General features: G+C 35.8%; 12 protein-coding genes and 1 pseudogene. 2 read left to right on the forward strand and 11 right to left on the reverse strand.

Going from position 1 to position 17282, the window contains the following annotated elements:
- Positions 1-38 precede the first annotated feature (38 nt).
- The 7 genes and pseudogenes from AB5Z12_RS14565 to AB5Z12_RS14595 all read right to left on the reverse strand — a co-directional run bounded on the left by AB5Z12_RS14565 (position 39) and on the right by AB5Z12_RS14595 (position 5509).
- Positions 39-228, reverse strand: a pseudogene (locus AB5Z12_RS14565) (helix-turn-helix domain-containing protein).
- A gap of 213 nt (positions 229-441) precedes the next feature.
- Positions 442-846, reverse strand: coding sequence for a hypothetical protein (locus tag AB5Z12_RS14570; protein ID WP_173736306.1), 405 nt, complete (start codon positions 844-846; stop codon positions 442-444).
- Positions 847-920: 74 nt separating this feature from the next.
- On the reverse strand, positions 921-1151 hold the full coding sequence (locus AB5Z12_RS14575; protein ID WP_195587472.1) for a hypothetical protein: 231 nt from the start codon (positions 1149-1151) through the stop codon (positions 921-923).
- 210 nt (positions 1152-1361) lie between these two features.
- On the reverse strand, positions 1362-1931 hold the full coding sequence (locus AB5Z12_RS14580; protein ID WP_148462701.1) for a hypothetical protein: 570 nt from the start codon (positions 1929-1931) through the stop codon (positions 1362-1364).
- On the reverse strand, positions 1928-2983 hold the full coding sequence (locus AB5Z12_RS14585; RefSeq protein WP_148462702.1) for a hypothetical protein: 1056 nt from the start codon (positions 2981-2983) through the stop codon (positions 1928-1930). The genes AB5Z12_RS14580 and AB5Z12_RS14585 overlap by 4 nt, the downstream gene beginning before the upstream one ends.
- A 1-nt stretch (position 2984) precedes the next feature.
- Positions 2985-4460 (reverse strand): hypothetical protein, encoded by a 1476-nt coding sequence (locus AB5Z12_RS14590; RefSeq protein ID WP_148462703.1) that lies wholly within the window; start codon positions 4458-4460, stop codon positions 2985-2987.
- Between the two features lie 11 nt (positions 4461-4471).
- Positions 4472-5509 carry a nucleoid-associated protein gene (locus AB5Z12_RS14595; RefSeq protein ID WP_148462704.1) on the reverse strand — a complete coding sequence of 346 codons (1038 nt, stop codon included), beginning with the start codon at positions 5507-5509 and terminating at the stop codon, positions 4472-4474.
- A gap of 264 nt (positions 5510-5773) precedes the next feature.
- Here AB5Z12_RS14595 and AB5Z12_RS14600 point away from each other — a divergent pair, with 264 nt between their 5' ends.
- Both AB5Z12_RS14600 and AB5Z12_RS14605 read left to right on the forward strand, forming a co-directional pair.
- Positions 5774-6856: a glycosyltransferase family 2 protein gene (locus tag AB5Z12_RS14600; protein ID WP_148462705.1), complete on the forward strand. Its 1083-nt coding sequence runs from the start codon at positions 5774-5776 to the stop codon at positions 6854-6856.
- Positions 6857-6868: 12 nt separating this feature from the next.
- A complete protein-coding gene (locus AB5Z12_RS14605) occupies positions 6869-7990 on the forward strand; it encodes a glycosyltransferase (RefSeq protein ID WP_368368693.1) in 1122 nt (373 codons plus the stop codon).
- Here the strand turns inward: AB5Z12_RS14605 and AB5Z12_RS14610 are convergent.
- From AB5Z12_RS14610 to AB5Z12_RS14625, 4 genes are all read right to left on the reverse strand, one after another.
- On the reverse strand, positions 7970-11155 hold the full coding sequence (locus AB5Z12_RS14610; RefSeq protein ID WP_148462707.1) for a hypothetical protein: 3186 nt from the start codon (positions 11153-11155) through the stop codon (positions 7970-7972). The two genes, AB5Z12_RS14605 and AB5Z12_RS14610, sit on opposite strands and share 21 nt — an antisense overlap.
- Before the next feature lie 332 nt (positions 11156-11487).
- Positions 11488-12081, reverse strand: coding sequence for a type IV toxin-antitoxin system AbiEi family antitoxin domain-containing protein (locus AB5Z12_RS14615; protein WP_173736305.1), 594 nt, complete (start codon positions 12079-12081; stop codon positions 11488-11490).
- A gap of 165 nt (positions 12082-12246) precedes the next feature.
- Entirely contained in the window at positions 12247-15399 is a 3153-nt protein-coding gene (locus AB5Z12_RS14620) for a tetratricopeptide repeat protein (RefSeq protein WP_173736304.1), read from the reverse strand.
- A gap of 496 nt (positions 15400-15895) precedes the next feature.
- Positions 15896-16813, reverse strand: a complete 918-nt coding sequence (locus AB5Z12_RS14625) for a tyrosine-type recombinase/integrase (RefSeq protein WP_148462710.1) — start codon at positions 16811-16813, stop codon at positions 15896-15898.
- Between the last annotated feature and the right edge of the window lie 469 nt (positions 16814-17282).

Consider the following 17282-nt stretch of genomic DNA (forward strand, 5'->3'; position numbering starts at 1 on the left):
TTGTATCTACAGTATAACAGGCAAATGTCCGTGAAATGTTACATATCCGTAGATTTGCTAATTTTCAGTTGCCCATCAACGTGCTTTTCTGCGTCCTTTGGTATCAGCCACATACGGCTGAGTCTTGCTGCGCCAGATATGCGGTTTTCTTCGCACAACTTCTGTACTTGCCGCTCAGAGATACCCCCACTTTTTCGCCGCTTCTGGAGCAGAGATATATTCGAGCATTATAGTTTCCTCCAGCAAATCAATTTGGCATTTATTATATATGGCCAGCTGAATGATTACAAGAAAGAAAATGCGAATTATTTAAGCTAATTATATGAATACGCAGGACATTTTCTGTGGAAAAGAGGAATTGCAAAATGTAGCTGGGTGATTGAATATGTCTAAAAGAAGCTGCCCACTACGGACAGCCTCTTCTCTATAATAAGATTTTCATTACTGATATATGTCCACCAATCCTGTTTTTAACATTGAATCTGAAAACTCATATGTAGCTCCATCACCATTAAGACTCAGATACATATTATTCAAGTCATTCTCATTTACGATCCATGCCATATTCACCTGTATACTCTCACCAGGTTTTAATGAAGAAATATAGTTTCCTCCATTTCCATAATCCTCTGATATACTGTTGTATGTCATTTCAGCTGTACGTGCAACACCATCCCATATAACACGGTCGTAGTCATCTCCGGACTGTTCTGTCGGATCGTAAATTTGATATGATCCATCTTCATGGTCCATCAACAGCAATGTACCAATATAAAGCATATGGTTAATTTCTTCATCTGACTTATTGGTATAAGTAACTGTCGCATAGACGAGCTTTTGTTTCACACTTTCTGTTTTTACAATCTCATCCACTGAATCAATGCCATTACCGAACTTAATATAAGACAGCGTATTATTTACTAAATTTCCATCAGTTCCAACTGCATCAGTCCATTCTTGGATTTTGAGATATACAGATAAAAGTTTGCTTTTGCATAATCCTCTCTTTCCTGAACGTACTCCCTATAACTTGTGCTAACTACAGTTTCCGCCCCGATTTTCTCTGCTTTTTTCTCCGCCAAATGGATAACGTTTTCCATAACCATGCTAAGCTGTCCTGCAGGTATCCCGGCATAATATGAATGTTTCAAAAACAAGACCAGTTATTCAGTTTCTCCCACATCCGGCGTTTCTTTTTCCTGCTCTTTTAACATATCAACAAACTCTACCTCTTGCCCGCTCTCACTTTCTGGATTCTGATCGCTTTTTTTCGTCAACCGCAGGATTGCCCGGAACACGGTTTTACCCTACACAAAGGCAAAGATTACTTTTTTGTTGGAATCAAAGATTCAAATTTACTTTCACTCAACATATCCTATTACACGCTCTCTTAAATAAATTTTTCCATCTTCTATATCAATTACCTTGTACTTACGCAGTGTTCTCAGCGCCTTTTTACATTTCACTCCATCCGGGCAGCTTTCCATTTTTTCTTCACACCAAATTTTAAACTCATCCTGAAAATCTTCCTCATCAATTCCTCTTTCATAGCAATTTTTCTGATGAAGGAAATACAATATATAAGCTTCGTTTTTTCCAATCTCCTGTTTCGTAGATTTCTGGATAAAAAATGCCCCAACAATCAATAATTGCAAATAATTGAAGAAGCTTTCCGGCAGACTAACCGATGCTGCCAACTCCAGAGCTGCAACGATTGCTTTTTTGAGATCCAGTCGTACATTTCCCAGTTTATAGGAGGCTGCTTCCTCTCCCAGAAAAACCATTCCTTTCCTCTCGTCATCCGGGATTACTGTGATGTACCTATCTGCAAGGTCACTCCCTGCCTTTTCACCAAGCCCAAGAACTTCTGCTTCCTGCATCAGCCCGCTTTTTAACCAGTTATCATACTCTATCGCATCCTGCCTTGTCATACTTTTACACACCGCATTCTATTTCTTCTCTCCGTATGGAGGATCTTATCCAATTTTCCACGTTCCATTTTCAATAAAACCTGGTCTTTATATTCATCATAAACATCAAGGAACCCGCTATATAAGTGATTTCCATCCACTGTATCAAAGTCATATTCATCTTTATTCACAACTGCAAACAACCGGTTTTTTCTATCAACCGGCCAGGGATGCTGTGGATCGGAAAGCCTTGATTTGTACAGTACCCGGTCTGTATAATAGTACAGGTCAAAGAAATCCATATACATCATGGGCGCTAGATAAGTGTACTTTTCTAAAATCTGTTCTTCACCCTCTTTCTCCATAATGATTTTCAGGACAATATGATATGCCATCATGTCGGCGTTGTATTCTTCCTTTTCCGGATGCTGTTTGGAATATTGTCTACCCGTATATGCCAGATATGCATGGGCAACTTCATGCGCCAGACTGAAAACCACAATCGTCCAGTAACAATCCTCTGCGAGTTGTAAAATTTGTATATCTCCGGATACCAGTCCCAGAAGCACATCATTCGAATCGGTTCCCTGCATCTTTCCGAAAATACATACATCATTCATCAGAAATAAAACATATTTGAAGCACTCACTGTAAATCTCCAGGTTTCCAAAATCTTTCGACCACTTAAACATAGATAGGAGAAATGCAATCACCGTAGATTCAAACAGTTCATCAATATGGATAAATGCCGGATTTTCCCTGTCATTATATATGTAACTATTAATAGTATGCTGATAATTATTGCTCAGTATGATAGAATCACCCGCATATCCATATTCCTTTTTGAAATATTCCTTTACCACCCCGAACATCTTCTGCAGGTTGTACTTTTCCATGTTTTTGCGTAGCTGTTCTTCCGTAAAAAGGCCAGAAAAGTTCTGCAGCATTCTTTGCATGCCCATCTCATCATCCTTCACAGAACTGCCGCCAAACCGAAACAGATCGTACATCTGAGGGACCATGAACTTTTCTATAAAACCTCTTTCCTTTTGTACCAATACATCTTTTTCCATATTAATGAATCACCCGCCATTTTCCTGCCACTTCTTTTACAATCGGAAACACGATCGGAGCCTCACTAATCTTTTCAATGATTACAAAGAATATTAAAAGAAAAGCAATCCACAAAAACAAATATTTTTTCTCTGCTTTGCTTACAGTTTGCTTCATGTCATTGAGCAGACTGTCATCCTGAAAGCACTCCCGGACATCATCCTCGGTCAATATCCCTTCATAAGATTTTTTTAATTTCTCATAACTATCGTAAACTTTCTCCATCTGAAATTTTGACTGCTTGTAGCAAATAAGAAGATATCCTACTGATCCCACCAGCACCAATTCCAAAATAATTGTAATATCCCTTGTAAAAATATTATCCAGCGGTTGATCTGATACGATGTTCGCAAGAATCACGGAAAACAAAAATCCAAACACTGCTATGATATTGGTCTTGAATTTATCAAGCAGATCCGTTGCATATTCCCCGGTTCTGGACATAATATCACTGATAAACTCCGCTACTTTATTTCTCATTTCAAGATACTGCGTCACATTATCTTTTAAGTACAGATTATAATTAGATTGAATAGAAGCAAGGATTTTTGTATCCACCTTTAACAGCGGCTCGTATTTACAATGCAGACAGATGATATTCCGGGCAATAATTGCCTTGTCAATGGAACTCCCACCTGAATATATCCAATCATATATTTTGTACAACACCCGGTTCCCTTCTACATCGTCTATCTTAAAAGCATAATCTATGGAACGCTGCCCTACAATTTGAAGTTTTATCTGCCCCTCCTGCAACATTGCATTTGATGCCACCATACTGGCTGCTAAAACTGTTTCCAGTCTAAAAAACAGTTCTTTAAACGGATTTCCCTCGTATCCTACTTCTATTTTAAAATCATCTGGAAGAAGCGCGTACACATCCTGATTATAAAGATAAGATGTGTCCCTGCATTCTGACAATCTCTGCTTTCTGTCAAAGGAACATGACGTTTCATTGTTCCCTGTAGGAAGGAAATACATTGTTTTGGTATAAAAGGCGTTTGCATTGTCAAACATTTCAAATACTATACTATTTTCCGCCTCATCCAACAACATAGCAAATATTTTCAGTACTTCATCCATTGGTAATCTGACAATATCTTCAGCAAATTTGTGAAATCGGTAAATAGAAAAATATCCTGCCGATAAAGTTTTGTTTATCTCAATCTTCGCCGAAATAACTTCATCTTCCAAAATTTCTCCCATAAACTCCCGATACTCTGCTTCTGTAGAATTTCTGTTCATCATAAAAGTATCTTCATTCTCGGATTCCAAAAAGATTCTGATTTCATCTCTCAATGGGATCTTCCGCATAATATCCGCCAATTCCGAATAACTCACTGCCTGCTTCGATTGAAATGTAAACCGGGCAGTATAAATTTTTCGGCGCTCTTCCTCAGTCAGATCAGTTATCTTATCCATAATATGGTCTAACAAAATTTCTCCCCCTAACTCTCTGCTTTCCTTTCAAAAGTCCGAAATGTCACATCATTATCTATACGAATTTTAAGATATCTTTTTCCGTCATTTGCCTGATATGCTTCGATAACATCTCCTAAATCCTCAACTGCACTGGTTACTTTAATCTGAATTCCGCTATACACATCATATGTTTTTTTCATCTTACGTTTGATTACTGAAAGAGAAGGGTGGAACTGCTGGTCAAAGTGCTGCTCTTCCGGTAATTTCTGCAGTTTCTGCAAGAGCTCCTCTTTCTTTTCAACAGTCATATCATTAGGCGTATAGTTCTTTACATTCCTCTCTAACATTTCAGAAAAGTCAAACTGCTCAGTACTGCTAAAATATAAATATATCGCATTCTGAATCACCATATGATCATACGGTGCCACTTTTTTTAGATTTCTGTTTAATGTATTTTCTATTGCTTTAAACGCTCTTTTTGTATTGCATTCATCGCTTTGAAGTTCTTCTAATTCCAAAAAGTCATGCCACCAGTATTTCGCAACTGTATTAGAGTATATTTTTGCACAAAACTGTTCCGCTCTTACATCATAAATTTCAAATAAGCATGTTTTCCATATCTTTTTCGTATCTTTTGAAAATCCTGATTTAATGCTATAATCCGTATCATCGAAAAAATCTGTATGCTCAACTTTTGCTAGCAGGAACAATAAATTTTCATCATGTTCAATTAATGAAAGTATCAGACTCCCCTTCTGTACCTTAATATCCATGCTTGCTACCTGCTCCTGTGCTTCTCTCTCCTTACGCAGCAATCGTTCCGCCATCATATCTATTCTCTGCAGGATTATTTCTTCGTTCGATCTGTTCTCAACGATTTCCAGAATACTACTAATGACTTCCCCTCCAACGGATTGTGTTTTATATTCCCGTATTGAAGTATTACCGTTTATATAACTAATCAACTGCTCTATATACTCACCGAATTTAGGCATAATATCTCTCGGCAGTACTTTGTTATTTTCATAGTCAATCACTCTAATCGCTTGTGTAATAATCCTCATGCGTATAGCTCTCCCATCTTATGTATCGGAAGAAGAGTACATACCATATCATCATGCCTGAAGTATAAATTGCCACAGCACTCTTCCCTATTATTTTTCATTAAGTATACCATATTTTGCTGCTAACCCCAAAGAACTTTTGTTATAAACATAACCTTCAAGTAAAGTCCCGTATACGAGCAGCCGCACTACTCTCGCTAATGCCTTAGCTGACATGGATAATGGGATAATATGTAGTTATCCGCTGGTTGGAGGAGAATATATATGATTAGTTATATCATTGCAATGAATAATACATATGCACTCATGAGTAATTTCTTTGGGTTTTTGTTACCTTCAGTAAAACCGGATGATGAAATAATTATCGCATGTGACGGTTGTGACAGTACTGCCACAATGGATTATCTTAACTCACTGGCTCAAATAGACTTGAGAATTCGTTTAATAAAGCTGAAGGAAAAATTAGGATTCGCAAAAGTAAATAATTTGGCAGTAAATGTAGCCACATCAGAAACATTGGTTTTTATTAATACAGATGTGTTTCCGAATAATGATTGCATCAATAAAATGATTTGCGCACTAAACAGTGATGAAAAAATCGCGGCTGTACAACCATTACTTCTATACCCGCAAAGTGGTTTGGTTCAAAGTACTGGACATGTGTTTTCGGAATTTAAGAGCGGACACCTTTTTTCTATGAGAAAGTCAACGGATAAGATTATTAAACAATCAGCATCTCGACAAGCATTAACAATGGCGTTGTGTGCAGTAAAAAAGAAAGTTTTTTGGCAACTGGGTGGGTTTAATGAGACGTATTTTAATTCTCACGAAGGAATGGAACTAACACTAAAAATGTCTCTTCACGGTTATATTTGTATGTATTGTGCTGAAGCAATTGCATATCATTGTTCTGGTGTTGCACGCCAAAAGACGGCTTTTGATATCAGTAGACAAAGAGCATACTTTTATCAGCAATGGCATAGCCATATTATCAATGATTTGGAAAAATATTTGTCTCAGCAAATAAATTTTAATATGGATTTTGTTGAATATATCGTTTATAATTTAAGCAGTTCAACAGCTTGGAGAAGAATATTGGAGGAATTAAGAATCAATTATGAACAAGTAATAGTTTTGGAGGAACGATTTGACGAAAAGATCAATTTATATGACTGTATTTCGTTTACTTCCTTGCATTATCCGGGTCCATATTTATTTCTATGTGATTCTTTTTCACAAATCGCGTCCAATGATAATTGGATCCGCAATCGTAATAATCCGACAGACTTAGTATTAGATTTGAACGGGAATCTACTTCGCTTGAATACATTGATTCAAAATATTTAAATGCCAAAGAAAATGTTAATCATTACAAAACATCTTGATATTGGTGGAGCAGAAAAAATGCTGTTGCGCTTTTTGCCTGTTTTTATATCTCTTGGCTATAAGATTGATTTGTATTTATTATACAATTATAGAATGCAGATGGATTTTGAGTTTGATCTAGGATATACTAGCAATCAAATTGAGTTATTCAGTATTTTTCCTTATAAAACAAATGATTATAAGCAATTTATGAAAAACGAACCACAGGAAGTATATTATTCCGTAATACATGATACATATGACGTAGAGATTGCATTTCAAGAGAGTTATGCCACCAAAATTATTAGTACCAGTAAAAATAAAAAATCGAAAAAAATTGCATGGGTTCATTCTAATTTTCAAGAATATCATTTTTCTGCAAATGCATATGATAATGATGAAGAAGAATTAAATGCATACAGCCAATTTAATAATATTGTTTTCTGCTCGAAATCTGTTCAAAATGCATTTGATAAAACTTTAAAAAATAATTTCAAAAACAAAGAAGTTATTTATCCTTTGATACATTCAGCATTTTGTAATGAATGTGCTCAACAACATCAGCAACAAATGCAGGATTCGTATTTTCTTGTGCTTTCAAGGTATTCTCCGCAAAAGGGGTTGGACAGGCTTATAAAAGCTGCAAGATTGCTAAAAGATTGTAATATGCTGTTCAAAATAATCATTATAGGAAAAGGAGAATTAGAACACGATTTAAAGGAAATGATTATGATGTATAATTTAATAGATGAAGTACACCTGGTTCCTGCGGTTCCAAATCCTTTTCCATACTTTAAAAATTGCATTTGTTATGTAAGTCCGTCATATACAGAAGCTTTCGGAGTTTCCGTGCAGGAAGCACTTTGTATGCATATACCGGTAATTGCCTGTGATACGCCTGGAACACGTGAGGTTTTAAAAAACGGATTATTTGGAGAAATCGTCGAACCCTCTGAATATGCGTTGGCGAATGCAATGAAAAACTGTATTCTTGATTCTGGCTATACAAATACATTGATCAAAAAAGCAACAAATGGAGCGGATTACTGGGACAAAAAAGAGACTATTTCTAAAAAGAAGCTTGAAGTCCTTTTGTCACCATATCCGCGGATCTAAAATAAATGAGTGGGGAGAGTAACCCCCTTCCATATTTCCCCACTCGATATTTTGGATTTGTTTATAATATCTCAAATTATGTAAAGCTATGTTTGTAAATGAGCCACCAGCCTTGGAAACCATATTAAGATTCCGTTCTAAATATTTTTTTGCCTCAACAAAATCTTGAATAATTGTGTCAAGAGCAGAAAAATACATCCCTGTTTGATAAGCAAGACGTCCGCTAATATATAGCATAGAATCCAGTTCGATACTTAAAGCTTCTTCCTTCATTTTTTGTGCAATTGCTTTAATTCCTTTTGAATTTGCGATACCTGGATTTTTAAAATATTGTACTAATTTGCATAAGTTTTCACGTAAGAATCCACGAAAATATTCATTGATATAATTTTCTCTTTGCAAATCAATTGTTAAGTTATGGATTGTTTCTATTTCATCAAACTTTTCGAAATACACGCACTGCAGGAAAGCAAAATCCATTTTTGCTAAAATATACCGTTTTTCATTTTTACCGTTCTCTAATAATTTAATGCTTCTTTTATAATAGATTTCCGCACATAACGGACATACATAGGAAATACCCCGTGCGTAATCTAAGAGCCATTCTCCTATCATGGAATTATACTTATATGAATACAAAGAAATAGGAATGTTATTATTATATTTAATATATCTCTCGAAGATACCAGTAGCATCCAAAATCCTATCTTGCATGAACAAAATCATCATATAGCGATTCATGCAAGTAGAATACGCAATTCGAATATCCAATGCTAAATAATCAGTTTCATCCTTTAGACAGTTAATTTTCCTTTCCAATTCTGTTAAAGTGATAAGTATTTCACCTTCTAATTGATCAATTTGAAATAGACTATACAAATTATTGTACAATTCGCAACTAGCCATAGAATTTACATTAGAACCAATAGGTGTACTATTTTTTATTTTCCGAAAAATTTCGATAGCGCCACGCTTTCGGTCACAATGAAGTAAAGAAATCCCATAGTAAAATAATATCATATAATCTGATTCCGACCATTCTACTGCTTCTTTTTGATTCAAAAAATAGTATGCAATTTTCCCATAATTATACATGTTTCTATAATCACAAACGTAACTACATGTTCGCATATGTTCCAGCAGATCTGTTGAAATATTTATTACACTTTTTGGGGTGACTTCAATATATTTTGTATAAATTTCGGGAAGAAAAATCAAATTTTCGTAATTAGTTGCATTGTCTACAATTTTATTAAGGCAACAAACTATATAGTCAGTACATATATGCAAATTTTCTTTAAGAAATGCATTTCTATATAATTTACTATACGCTTTCACATTTCCGGCACTGTATTTTATGTATTGTGCTTTTTTTAAATTGTCAAGCTGTTCTTCAAGTACACCTATGTCATATAGAATCTCCCTCGGTACACCATTTTCAAACAGATAGATAAAAGACAGTGTTTCCAAATATCGTTTGTCAAATGTAAAATTTGATTTGTACAAAGTGATATTCCCAGCATTGTCAGAAAGATGAATATATTTCGCAATTACGTCTATATTATCTTCCTGATCCAGATAATACTTCAAGACTTCTACAACATCTATAAATGATGCTGGACAACAAGGCATTTCTTTATAAATCACATCGATAAAAGAAGACGTCCAATTGGTGAAATTATTTGAGAGACTATTTTTTATATCACCAGATGTTAATCCGCTCAAATAAAAATCACAGTCATTTTCCCTCCCTTTAGAACTAATCAAAAAGCGAGTGCTATTAAAACGTATAGAATGTTCAATAATACTCTTGACAGCATCATACTCAGGGGTACACAATCGCTCTGTATTGTCTAACAATGCCAGATGTGCCACTGAGTCTGTTCGGTGCAAAATTACCTTATTAATAAATTGACGGTTAGACATTATATTTCTCTTGACATTTTGTGCGTGAATTTCATCATAACATCCGTCTATTATCTCTAATATTAGATTCAAATCTCCATTTTTCGGATCAAGCCTTTCTTTTAATAACCCCTTATAATAATCTTTTGTGTCTGTAGATGTTTCTTTTTTGAAATAATTTACAACCTCTCCGAAATTAATGTAGATTATCAACCTGCACATCTCAATAGCATTTCGGTAATCTCCTTGAGGATAAAAATTGAAATACATAATTTGCCTTGTTGCATAAAAATGCCTCATAACATCTCTTAATAAAAATGTTTTTCCAAATCCAGAGTCTCCACCTAGAATTAATAAACGCTCATTTGGGTTTTTGTCCGATAATATCCTGATTATTCTTTCTTTATATACTAATTGCTGTGAATACATCAATTTAACTTCATTATCCGAGCAAATGTTTAGAGTAAAGGCATAAGACAATGGCATTTCATCATTCATTTTATATCTCAACTCTACAGCACCATCATAACAGTTTTTGGTATAAACCAGAAATTTAAACTGCTGAATGCCTGGTTTAATCCGTATACACTCATAATTTTCATATCCAGGGGAATTTATAAAGGAAAAAGGATAGGTATCATCCAAAATTGCGATTTCAGCGGATATATTTGCTTCTATTGTTACAACGAAAGCATAAAAATGTTGTGCATATAACTCTTGCTTCAGTGCAAGCAAATTATTATTACTATTAACTAAGTCCAAAATCTCTATTTCCGTAATAAGTGCGGCAGAAAGATATTGATTGGCAGAATCTAACTTTTCTTGAAAATGTGTTTCATATATATCTGGATGAAGATACAACCAGTATTCTAATTGAACTTTTGTTATACAAATAACACGAAAAAAGTGCATTCTTTCAGCTTGTTTAATGCGCTTCAATAAAGTATCCGGCAAATATCCATTAGTCAGAAAAAAGATAATTTCTATCTTTCCATTCAAAAAACCTGACATCATTGTAGGATCTATATCTGATTTTTTCAAGGCAGTACAGTCTTTTTTATATTTTGCTTCTGCCCATATATTTTCCAGTATAAGAGAAATGAAATCCCTATTGTTATCCCATGATGATTTTGTGCTTTTCCAGTCATATTCCTTATAATATTGGTTCAAATAATCTAATACAAGTTTTTCAAATTTTGAGCCAGAAATTTTATTATTTTCATTACTAAGCTCATATAATTTTGTCCAATTTATCCCCATTTTTACGACCTATCCCTTTTGATTGAACATATACCAATAACGGATAACTACATATTATCCTATCAAACAGTATACTAGATATTTCCTAATTTTTCCATATTAATAAATACCGTAGCTTTCTTTCTGACTCCACAACCTCCAACCGGACAAACTCATTCTCGGTATTCACCTCACAAATCTCCGTCATAACACTTTGGATATTGTCTAACTTGAACAAGAAAGCCTTCTTAAAAATTCTTCTTGAAAAAACAATTGAAGACACACCTGATACTCAATTCCCTCAGCTTTTGCCTGGTTACGCAATCTTGCCAATGTTGAAGCTACACGATTTTTCACAGCCATATTCCTAAAATCCCCCTTACCTTTTTATCTACATGAAAGACAGATGCATATTTTCCAAGTCTTCCCTCATTCTTTTTACCATCCGCCAGATAACACTGAATCGCTCCATTAAATACTTCCGCGTTTAACTTATTCCTGTGTTTCAAACAATCACATATCGTACGTTCCCTATCATAAATCTGAATTTCTGACCCTTCAATTTCTACAATTTCTATTCCCACAGAAAATTTGTCAGAGACCACAAAATGAGGCTTTACAATAGGGTAATCAATTTGAAATCTTCTTCTTGAAGTCTGTCTGTCAACCGCAATATGCCAAGCTGAAGGAGTTCGTTCTGTATATCCATAATAATCCAATGCACTCTCCCTGCACAGCACACCGTCAGGAAACAGTGCTTTCAAAATTGAAATATCTGAATAAGAATCGTCATCTATATACTGATAATATCCACGACGTATTTGCTCAATTTCACCCTTTTCCAACAATTCTTGTATCTTCTGATAATAATATCCCAATTGACGCAGATCCTTTGTCTGAAGAATCCCGCCTTTTTTTAAAAATGCATTTCTAAGGTCTTGATTCACAAATAATTCGCCTCCATTCCTAAACCGTACAACTTTTTTAAAAAACGTGTGCAGTTTGCCAATTCAGTATAAAAGAAAATCCTCCCAAAATCAAGTAAGATCAGTGAAAATATCTTATTCGTAAGCACATCGTTCCCTTGAAATCATCTATTATGACGTAACAGGCTAATGCTCATCATCTTCGCTGCAGAGTGTACGATATGCCTCTGCTTCCTCTGGCATATCATTCCTTTCATATATTTCGGCAACATATTCGGCTGTCAGCAGAACATCTCCATATGCTCCCAGTTCATTGTCTATTTCCATAGAAGCCCGATAATTTTCCAGTGCTTCATTATCCCTATGTAGCTTATCATACACAAGGCCCAAATTAAAATAGCCGATACTGATCTGCCCGTGTATTTCTGGAAGAGTCTCTTTTTTAATTGTCACCGCCTCACTAAATATATCCGCCGCATCATTAAGCGCTCCCATTTCATAATAAATCAGGGCAAGGTTATTCAAACTGATTGCGTAATCCAAACTTTTCTTCCCATAAATGTTTTTACGTATATTTAAGCCTTTTGTGCATATATCAATAGCGTCATTGTATCTTTCCATTTCCCGGTATGCAGTTGACAGGTTATCATATATTGTTGCCAGAAATACCGAATCCTCTGTAGAATTTCCACGGTATTTTCGGATAACTGTTTCAAACAGCGAAATAGCTTCGCTATACCTTTCTTCACTGGCATAAACCTGCGCAATATTATTTTTTGTTGCAAGAACCATCGGATGATCTGGTGTATAAATCTCTTCTCTTATACGCAGCGCACGTCCATACAACTCTTCTGCTTTCTGATAGTCTCCTTTACTCCGGTATACAAGTCCCAGATTATTATAAATATCCGATTTAAACGAAAACGGGCCTGACCAGATTTTATCTGCAATTTCTAAAGCTTCATTTAAATAATCCAGTGCCTTGTCATATTCCGTAAGTTCATAATAGATTAGTCCGATGCTTCCATAGGATTGAACAATATCCGGATGCTCTTTCTTTAATGTTTTTTGTTTTATCTCTAATGCTTTTTGAAGTAAAGAAAGCGCTTCTGAATATTTTCCCATATTATCATAAAGCAACGCATACTCATCATAAAAGGCAGCCATTTCCGGATGAGGCTTGTCACCATAGATCTGTTTCATCCCTTGTTCTGTTTTCTGATAATAGATCTTTGCCTTCTCGTAATCTCCCGGATATCCGCGTTCCCTAAAAAAAGAAGCCATATCGGAATAAAGTGTACTTAACTGCAGGATATCGGTTTTCGGATTCCGTTCAAATTTATCTGCCGCCCAGGAATATAGTGCTTCAGCGCGATCCGGCCGGTTCAGTTTTACATATATTCCTGCCAATAATTTTATAAGCACAACAACTCCAATATCGTCAGACGAATAATGCTTTTTCCGAATTGCCAGAGCTTTCCGCAAATACAAAAGAGACTTTGAAAACTGGTACATATTATAACTTACATCTGCCAGATTGTAGTAATCCGAAGAAACGGTAATGGAATCCGGACCAGTTACCCGTTCATCAATTTCTAATGCTCTTTGAAAAAATTGATACGCATTATCATAGTTTCCTATATCATAATAAACATATGCCAGATTCGTCAGAAACTCGGCATCCTGTTCATCACATAAATGATCCCGTAGTACATCGGAAATGGACCAAGAAAATGGGATTAGGTAAGACTTTTCTGAACCGTGTTCCTGCTCTTTGCATTCCATTTCTTTTGTAATGGAATGGATTACATATCTGCATTTTTCATATAGGCACTCCTCATTCTGAAACCGTATAGCAGAGGCAATTACAGAATGCATGATATATGTTGAAACAAGTTTTCCGTCACTTTTAAGCCAGCCTGTCTTTACCAAATATTCCAACTGTGACTTATGTTGAATCTCAATCCAGTTTCTCACGGCTTTATATTGAAATGGAATTGCCGGTATGACGGAAAGCTGGCACAGTAAGTCCTTATCCTGGATACGACATTTTGAAATCGTAAATAAGATTTTTAATTGCTCTGTTACCCTCTTTTCTGATTGCAATAATGGATGGTGCGAATCGACTTCTTCATTACTCATGCGGAACCCTTTTTGAACAAGCAGCTCATAAAACTCCTGCAGAGTTTTTTCTTCCATATTAGCTGTCTTAGCCAAAAGTTCCAGCATTACCGTATGATATTCTATTAATCTCAGAATCTTATCCAAGTAATGATTATCATGATTCCCAACATAATAATGATAAAAGATATCCCGGCAGTCTTCCTCCGGCAAATGGTCTACGGAACATCTATAAAGCCCACCGATCTTTTCGGTTCTGCTTGTTACCAGTATCCTGCAAGGCAGGTCTCCCACTCTTTCAATATCCCGATCCTGTTCGATCATTTCCACATTATCAATTACAATCAGCAGTTTCTCTCGCTGGGTTTGTATCCTGTTATATACATGTTCCCATGCCTCGTCCCTGTCTGTATACCCTTTTGTATCATAAAACGCTTCAATCAGAGAATCTTTCAACTTTCCATTCGTATAAGTAACCCATGCAATCTGATAAATACCCGTAACATCACAAGGTAAAGAATAGATTTTTTTCAGAACAGCTTTTGCCATTTCCGTTTTACCTATTCCGCCCATCCCATATAGAAGCGCTGATTTTCCGGCTAAAATAAAGGCTGTCCATAATTCGTTTTCAAGCATCGTTCTATCCACATAGAATGAATCAATATCTGTAGGCGGATCAGAAATATACTCCGGTTTTTTCTGCTGCGTTTCTTTATTCTCTTTCATAACAGCCTGCAACAATGCCAATACCTGGTCTATTTTTTTATCCTGCTCCCTTTGCAGTTTGCCACTCAACTGTATATTATTCATCATAAACATAGGATACAAGACATTATCTTTTATGATTTGGTTCTGAAAAGTACGATACCACTCCAGAATATCGTTCTGCTTTGCGTATGCAGAATAGCGGTAAAGTATGTTTGCAATCTGTTCAGGGGTTAAATAACCTTCCAGACACCATACGTCAAAAATACATTCGCAAATTGCAGCGGATACATCTTCCCCGGTTTCTTTGCAAAGATACTCCCCAACACTTTTCTCAATTGCCCCATATAACCTGCATTCAAACGAATCAGGCTTATCACTTATTTTCTTTTTCAATTCTGTCCAAATTTTTCCCGTACCAACATCTGCTGCTTTCTCCGTCAGATAGCCGATTACCGAAAAACCAGCAAACTCTTTTGTTGCTGCTGATATAATGATTGATGCCAGGCTCATGTGCATTCCTCCATATTCCTTATGACAGATTCATCATCAAATGATTGCACCCAATATCTTCAAGTTGCCAAATTTCTTTTTTATAAATTATCATACAAACGAATCAATCTTGTCAATAAAGTATGGAAAAATACCACTGAGAGCTAATTTTCTTATTTGTCCGATTAATTTACAAAACCACCGATTTTGAATTCCGACTTTCCACTGAATTCAGCTTTGCATATTCGAATTCCACATATACCCTCACCAAAAAATTTATAAAACTGGTCAGCACAAATATAAATTCTTCCGCATCATTCTTTTCCCCATCAGGATATTCGCCATAGGCGTCCCAGATAGCATCTGGCCTCTCGTGACAGAATTTGAAGCGAACGGCATGATGTATTCTTCCCCTTTCTTATGGCAAAAACTATCTTAAAATTTATATTATGGTATACAAAAAAGACCGCCCTTTTTTGACCGATCAACCAAACGCCCTTTATGTTATATTCTTATTTTATGCTGCACCTACAATGCTCATATTATTCCTAGGATGCATTTCCCGGAGAATCTCCGCTTGTTTTTTTGCTGCTATATGAATATAAATTTGTGTCGTTTTAATGGATGAATGTCCTAATATCTGCTGAACACAGCTCACATCCACGCCTTCCTCAATTAGATAGGTAGCAAATGAGTGTCGGAACATATGTGGCGTAATGTTTCGTTCGATTCCTGCCTGTCCAGTATACTTCTTCAACATCAGACGAATGGACTGCTCTGTATATCTGTTGCCTCTGTTGTTTATGAAAAAAAAACCACTCTTTTTTATTTCACTTTTGTTTTCTTCATAATACTTTCTTAGAATCATTAAAACAGAGTCATTACTAATCTGCACATACCGTTCTTTTCCCCCCTTCCCCATAATCCGTATCAGACCGGAATTAAGATTCACGCTCTCTTCTCGTATATTGGATATCTCATATACCCTGGCACCGGTTGCAAAAAACGTTTCTACAACAGCTACATCTCGCAAACGATATTTGTAGCCGACAACAGAAGCATCCCCTAAGCACGCATACATATAATTAAGCAGCTGCTCGATTTCTTCCCTCGGTATAATCCGCGGAAGAATCGTAGTCTCTTTGAATTTAACCTTTATCTTATGAAATGGATTCTGCGCTATCAGCTCCTCTTCTTCCAGATAATTATAAAATGCCTTTACAGATGCAATTTTTCTCTTCACAGTTTTCTGCTTGTATTTTTTATGCAGTCCAGTAATGTACTCTTCGATTTTTTCCTTATCCGGTTCATCACAACATACAATAGAAAAGTACTGCTTCAAGTCAATCCGGTATGCTTTCACTGTTTTTTTGTCCAGTTCTTTTCTATAAGTGCAATACTCCAAGTATGGTATCAGTTTATCCTGCAATTTCATCCTAAACGCCTCCGTTTTCCACCATCATATCATACTGCCATTTACAGTAATAGAATATTCTTCACCATTACTTTCATTTTTCTGAAACAGATAAACGTATTCCCCCAATTCAAGCAAGCAAACTCAGCTCTCATAATCTGCTCAAGCTGGTATAAACAGATCATTAGCATACAATTCTTCAGTAAAAGGCCAGAAGTTTTCTACTCTGCTCCTTCTGTCCCCTACTGCTGGGACTTACTATATCCTTCCTAGCGTGATCACAATCTCCTTCCAAGTATCAATCGTTCTCAGCAATTGTCCTGCCTAAACACAATACTTCTTTCAATGCCGTCGCACGAAAGCGTTTGCACATTTATTTTCGGAAGAAAATTCTGTAAAAATCCGTTATCTCGATTTCAAAGGATTTTCTAATTACCTTATATTGTCATACTGTTTCCTCAAATCGCACCAGTACCATTGGATAATTCCA

This window comes from Ruminococcus sp. RTP21358st1_G6_RTP21358_211008, from assembly GCF_040908885.1.
Taxonomy (GTDB): domain Bacteria; phylum Bacillota; class Clostridia; order Lachnospirales; family Lachnospiraceae; genus Blautia_A; species Blautia_A faecis.

Bases quoted from the DNA above. Each gene is read 5' to 3' on its own strand.
- AB5Z12_RS14580 (WP_148462701.1), bottom strand. From the start codon at position 1,931: ATGACAAGGCAGGATGCGATAGAGTATGATAACTGGTTAAAAAGCGGG.
- AB5Z12_RS14585 (WP_148462702.1), bottom strand. From the start codon at position 2,983: ATGGAAAAAGATGTATTGGTACAAAAGGAAAGAGGTTTTATAGAAAAG.
- AB5Z12_RS14595 (WP_148462704.1), bottom strand. From the start codon at position 5,509: ATGAGGATTATTACACAAGCGATTAGAGTGATTGACTATGAAAATAAC.
- AB5Z12_RS14600 (WP_148462705.1), top strand. From the start codon at position 5,774: ATGATTAGTTATATCATTGCAATGAATAATACATATGCACTCATGAGT.
- AB5Z12_RS14605 (WP_368368693.1), top strand. From the start codon at position 6,869: ATGTTAATCATTACAAAACATCTTGATATTGGTGGAGCAGAAAAAATG.
- AB5Z12_RS14610 (WP_148462707.1), bottom strand. From the start codon at position 11,155: ATGGGGATAAATTGGACAAAATTATATGAGCTTAGTAATGAAAATAAT.
- AB5Z12_RS14620 (WP_173736304.1), bottom strand. From the start codon at position 15,399: ATGAGCCTGGCATCAATCATTATATCAGCAGCAACAAAAGAGTTTGCT.
- AB5Z12_RS14625 (WP_148462710.1), bottom strand. From the start codon at position 16,813: ATGAAATTGCAGGATAAACTGATACCATACTTGGAGTATTGCACTTAT.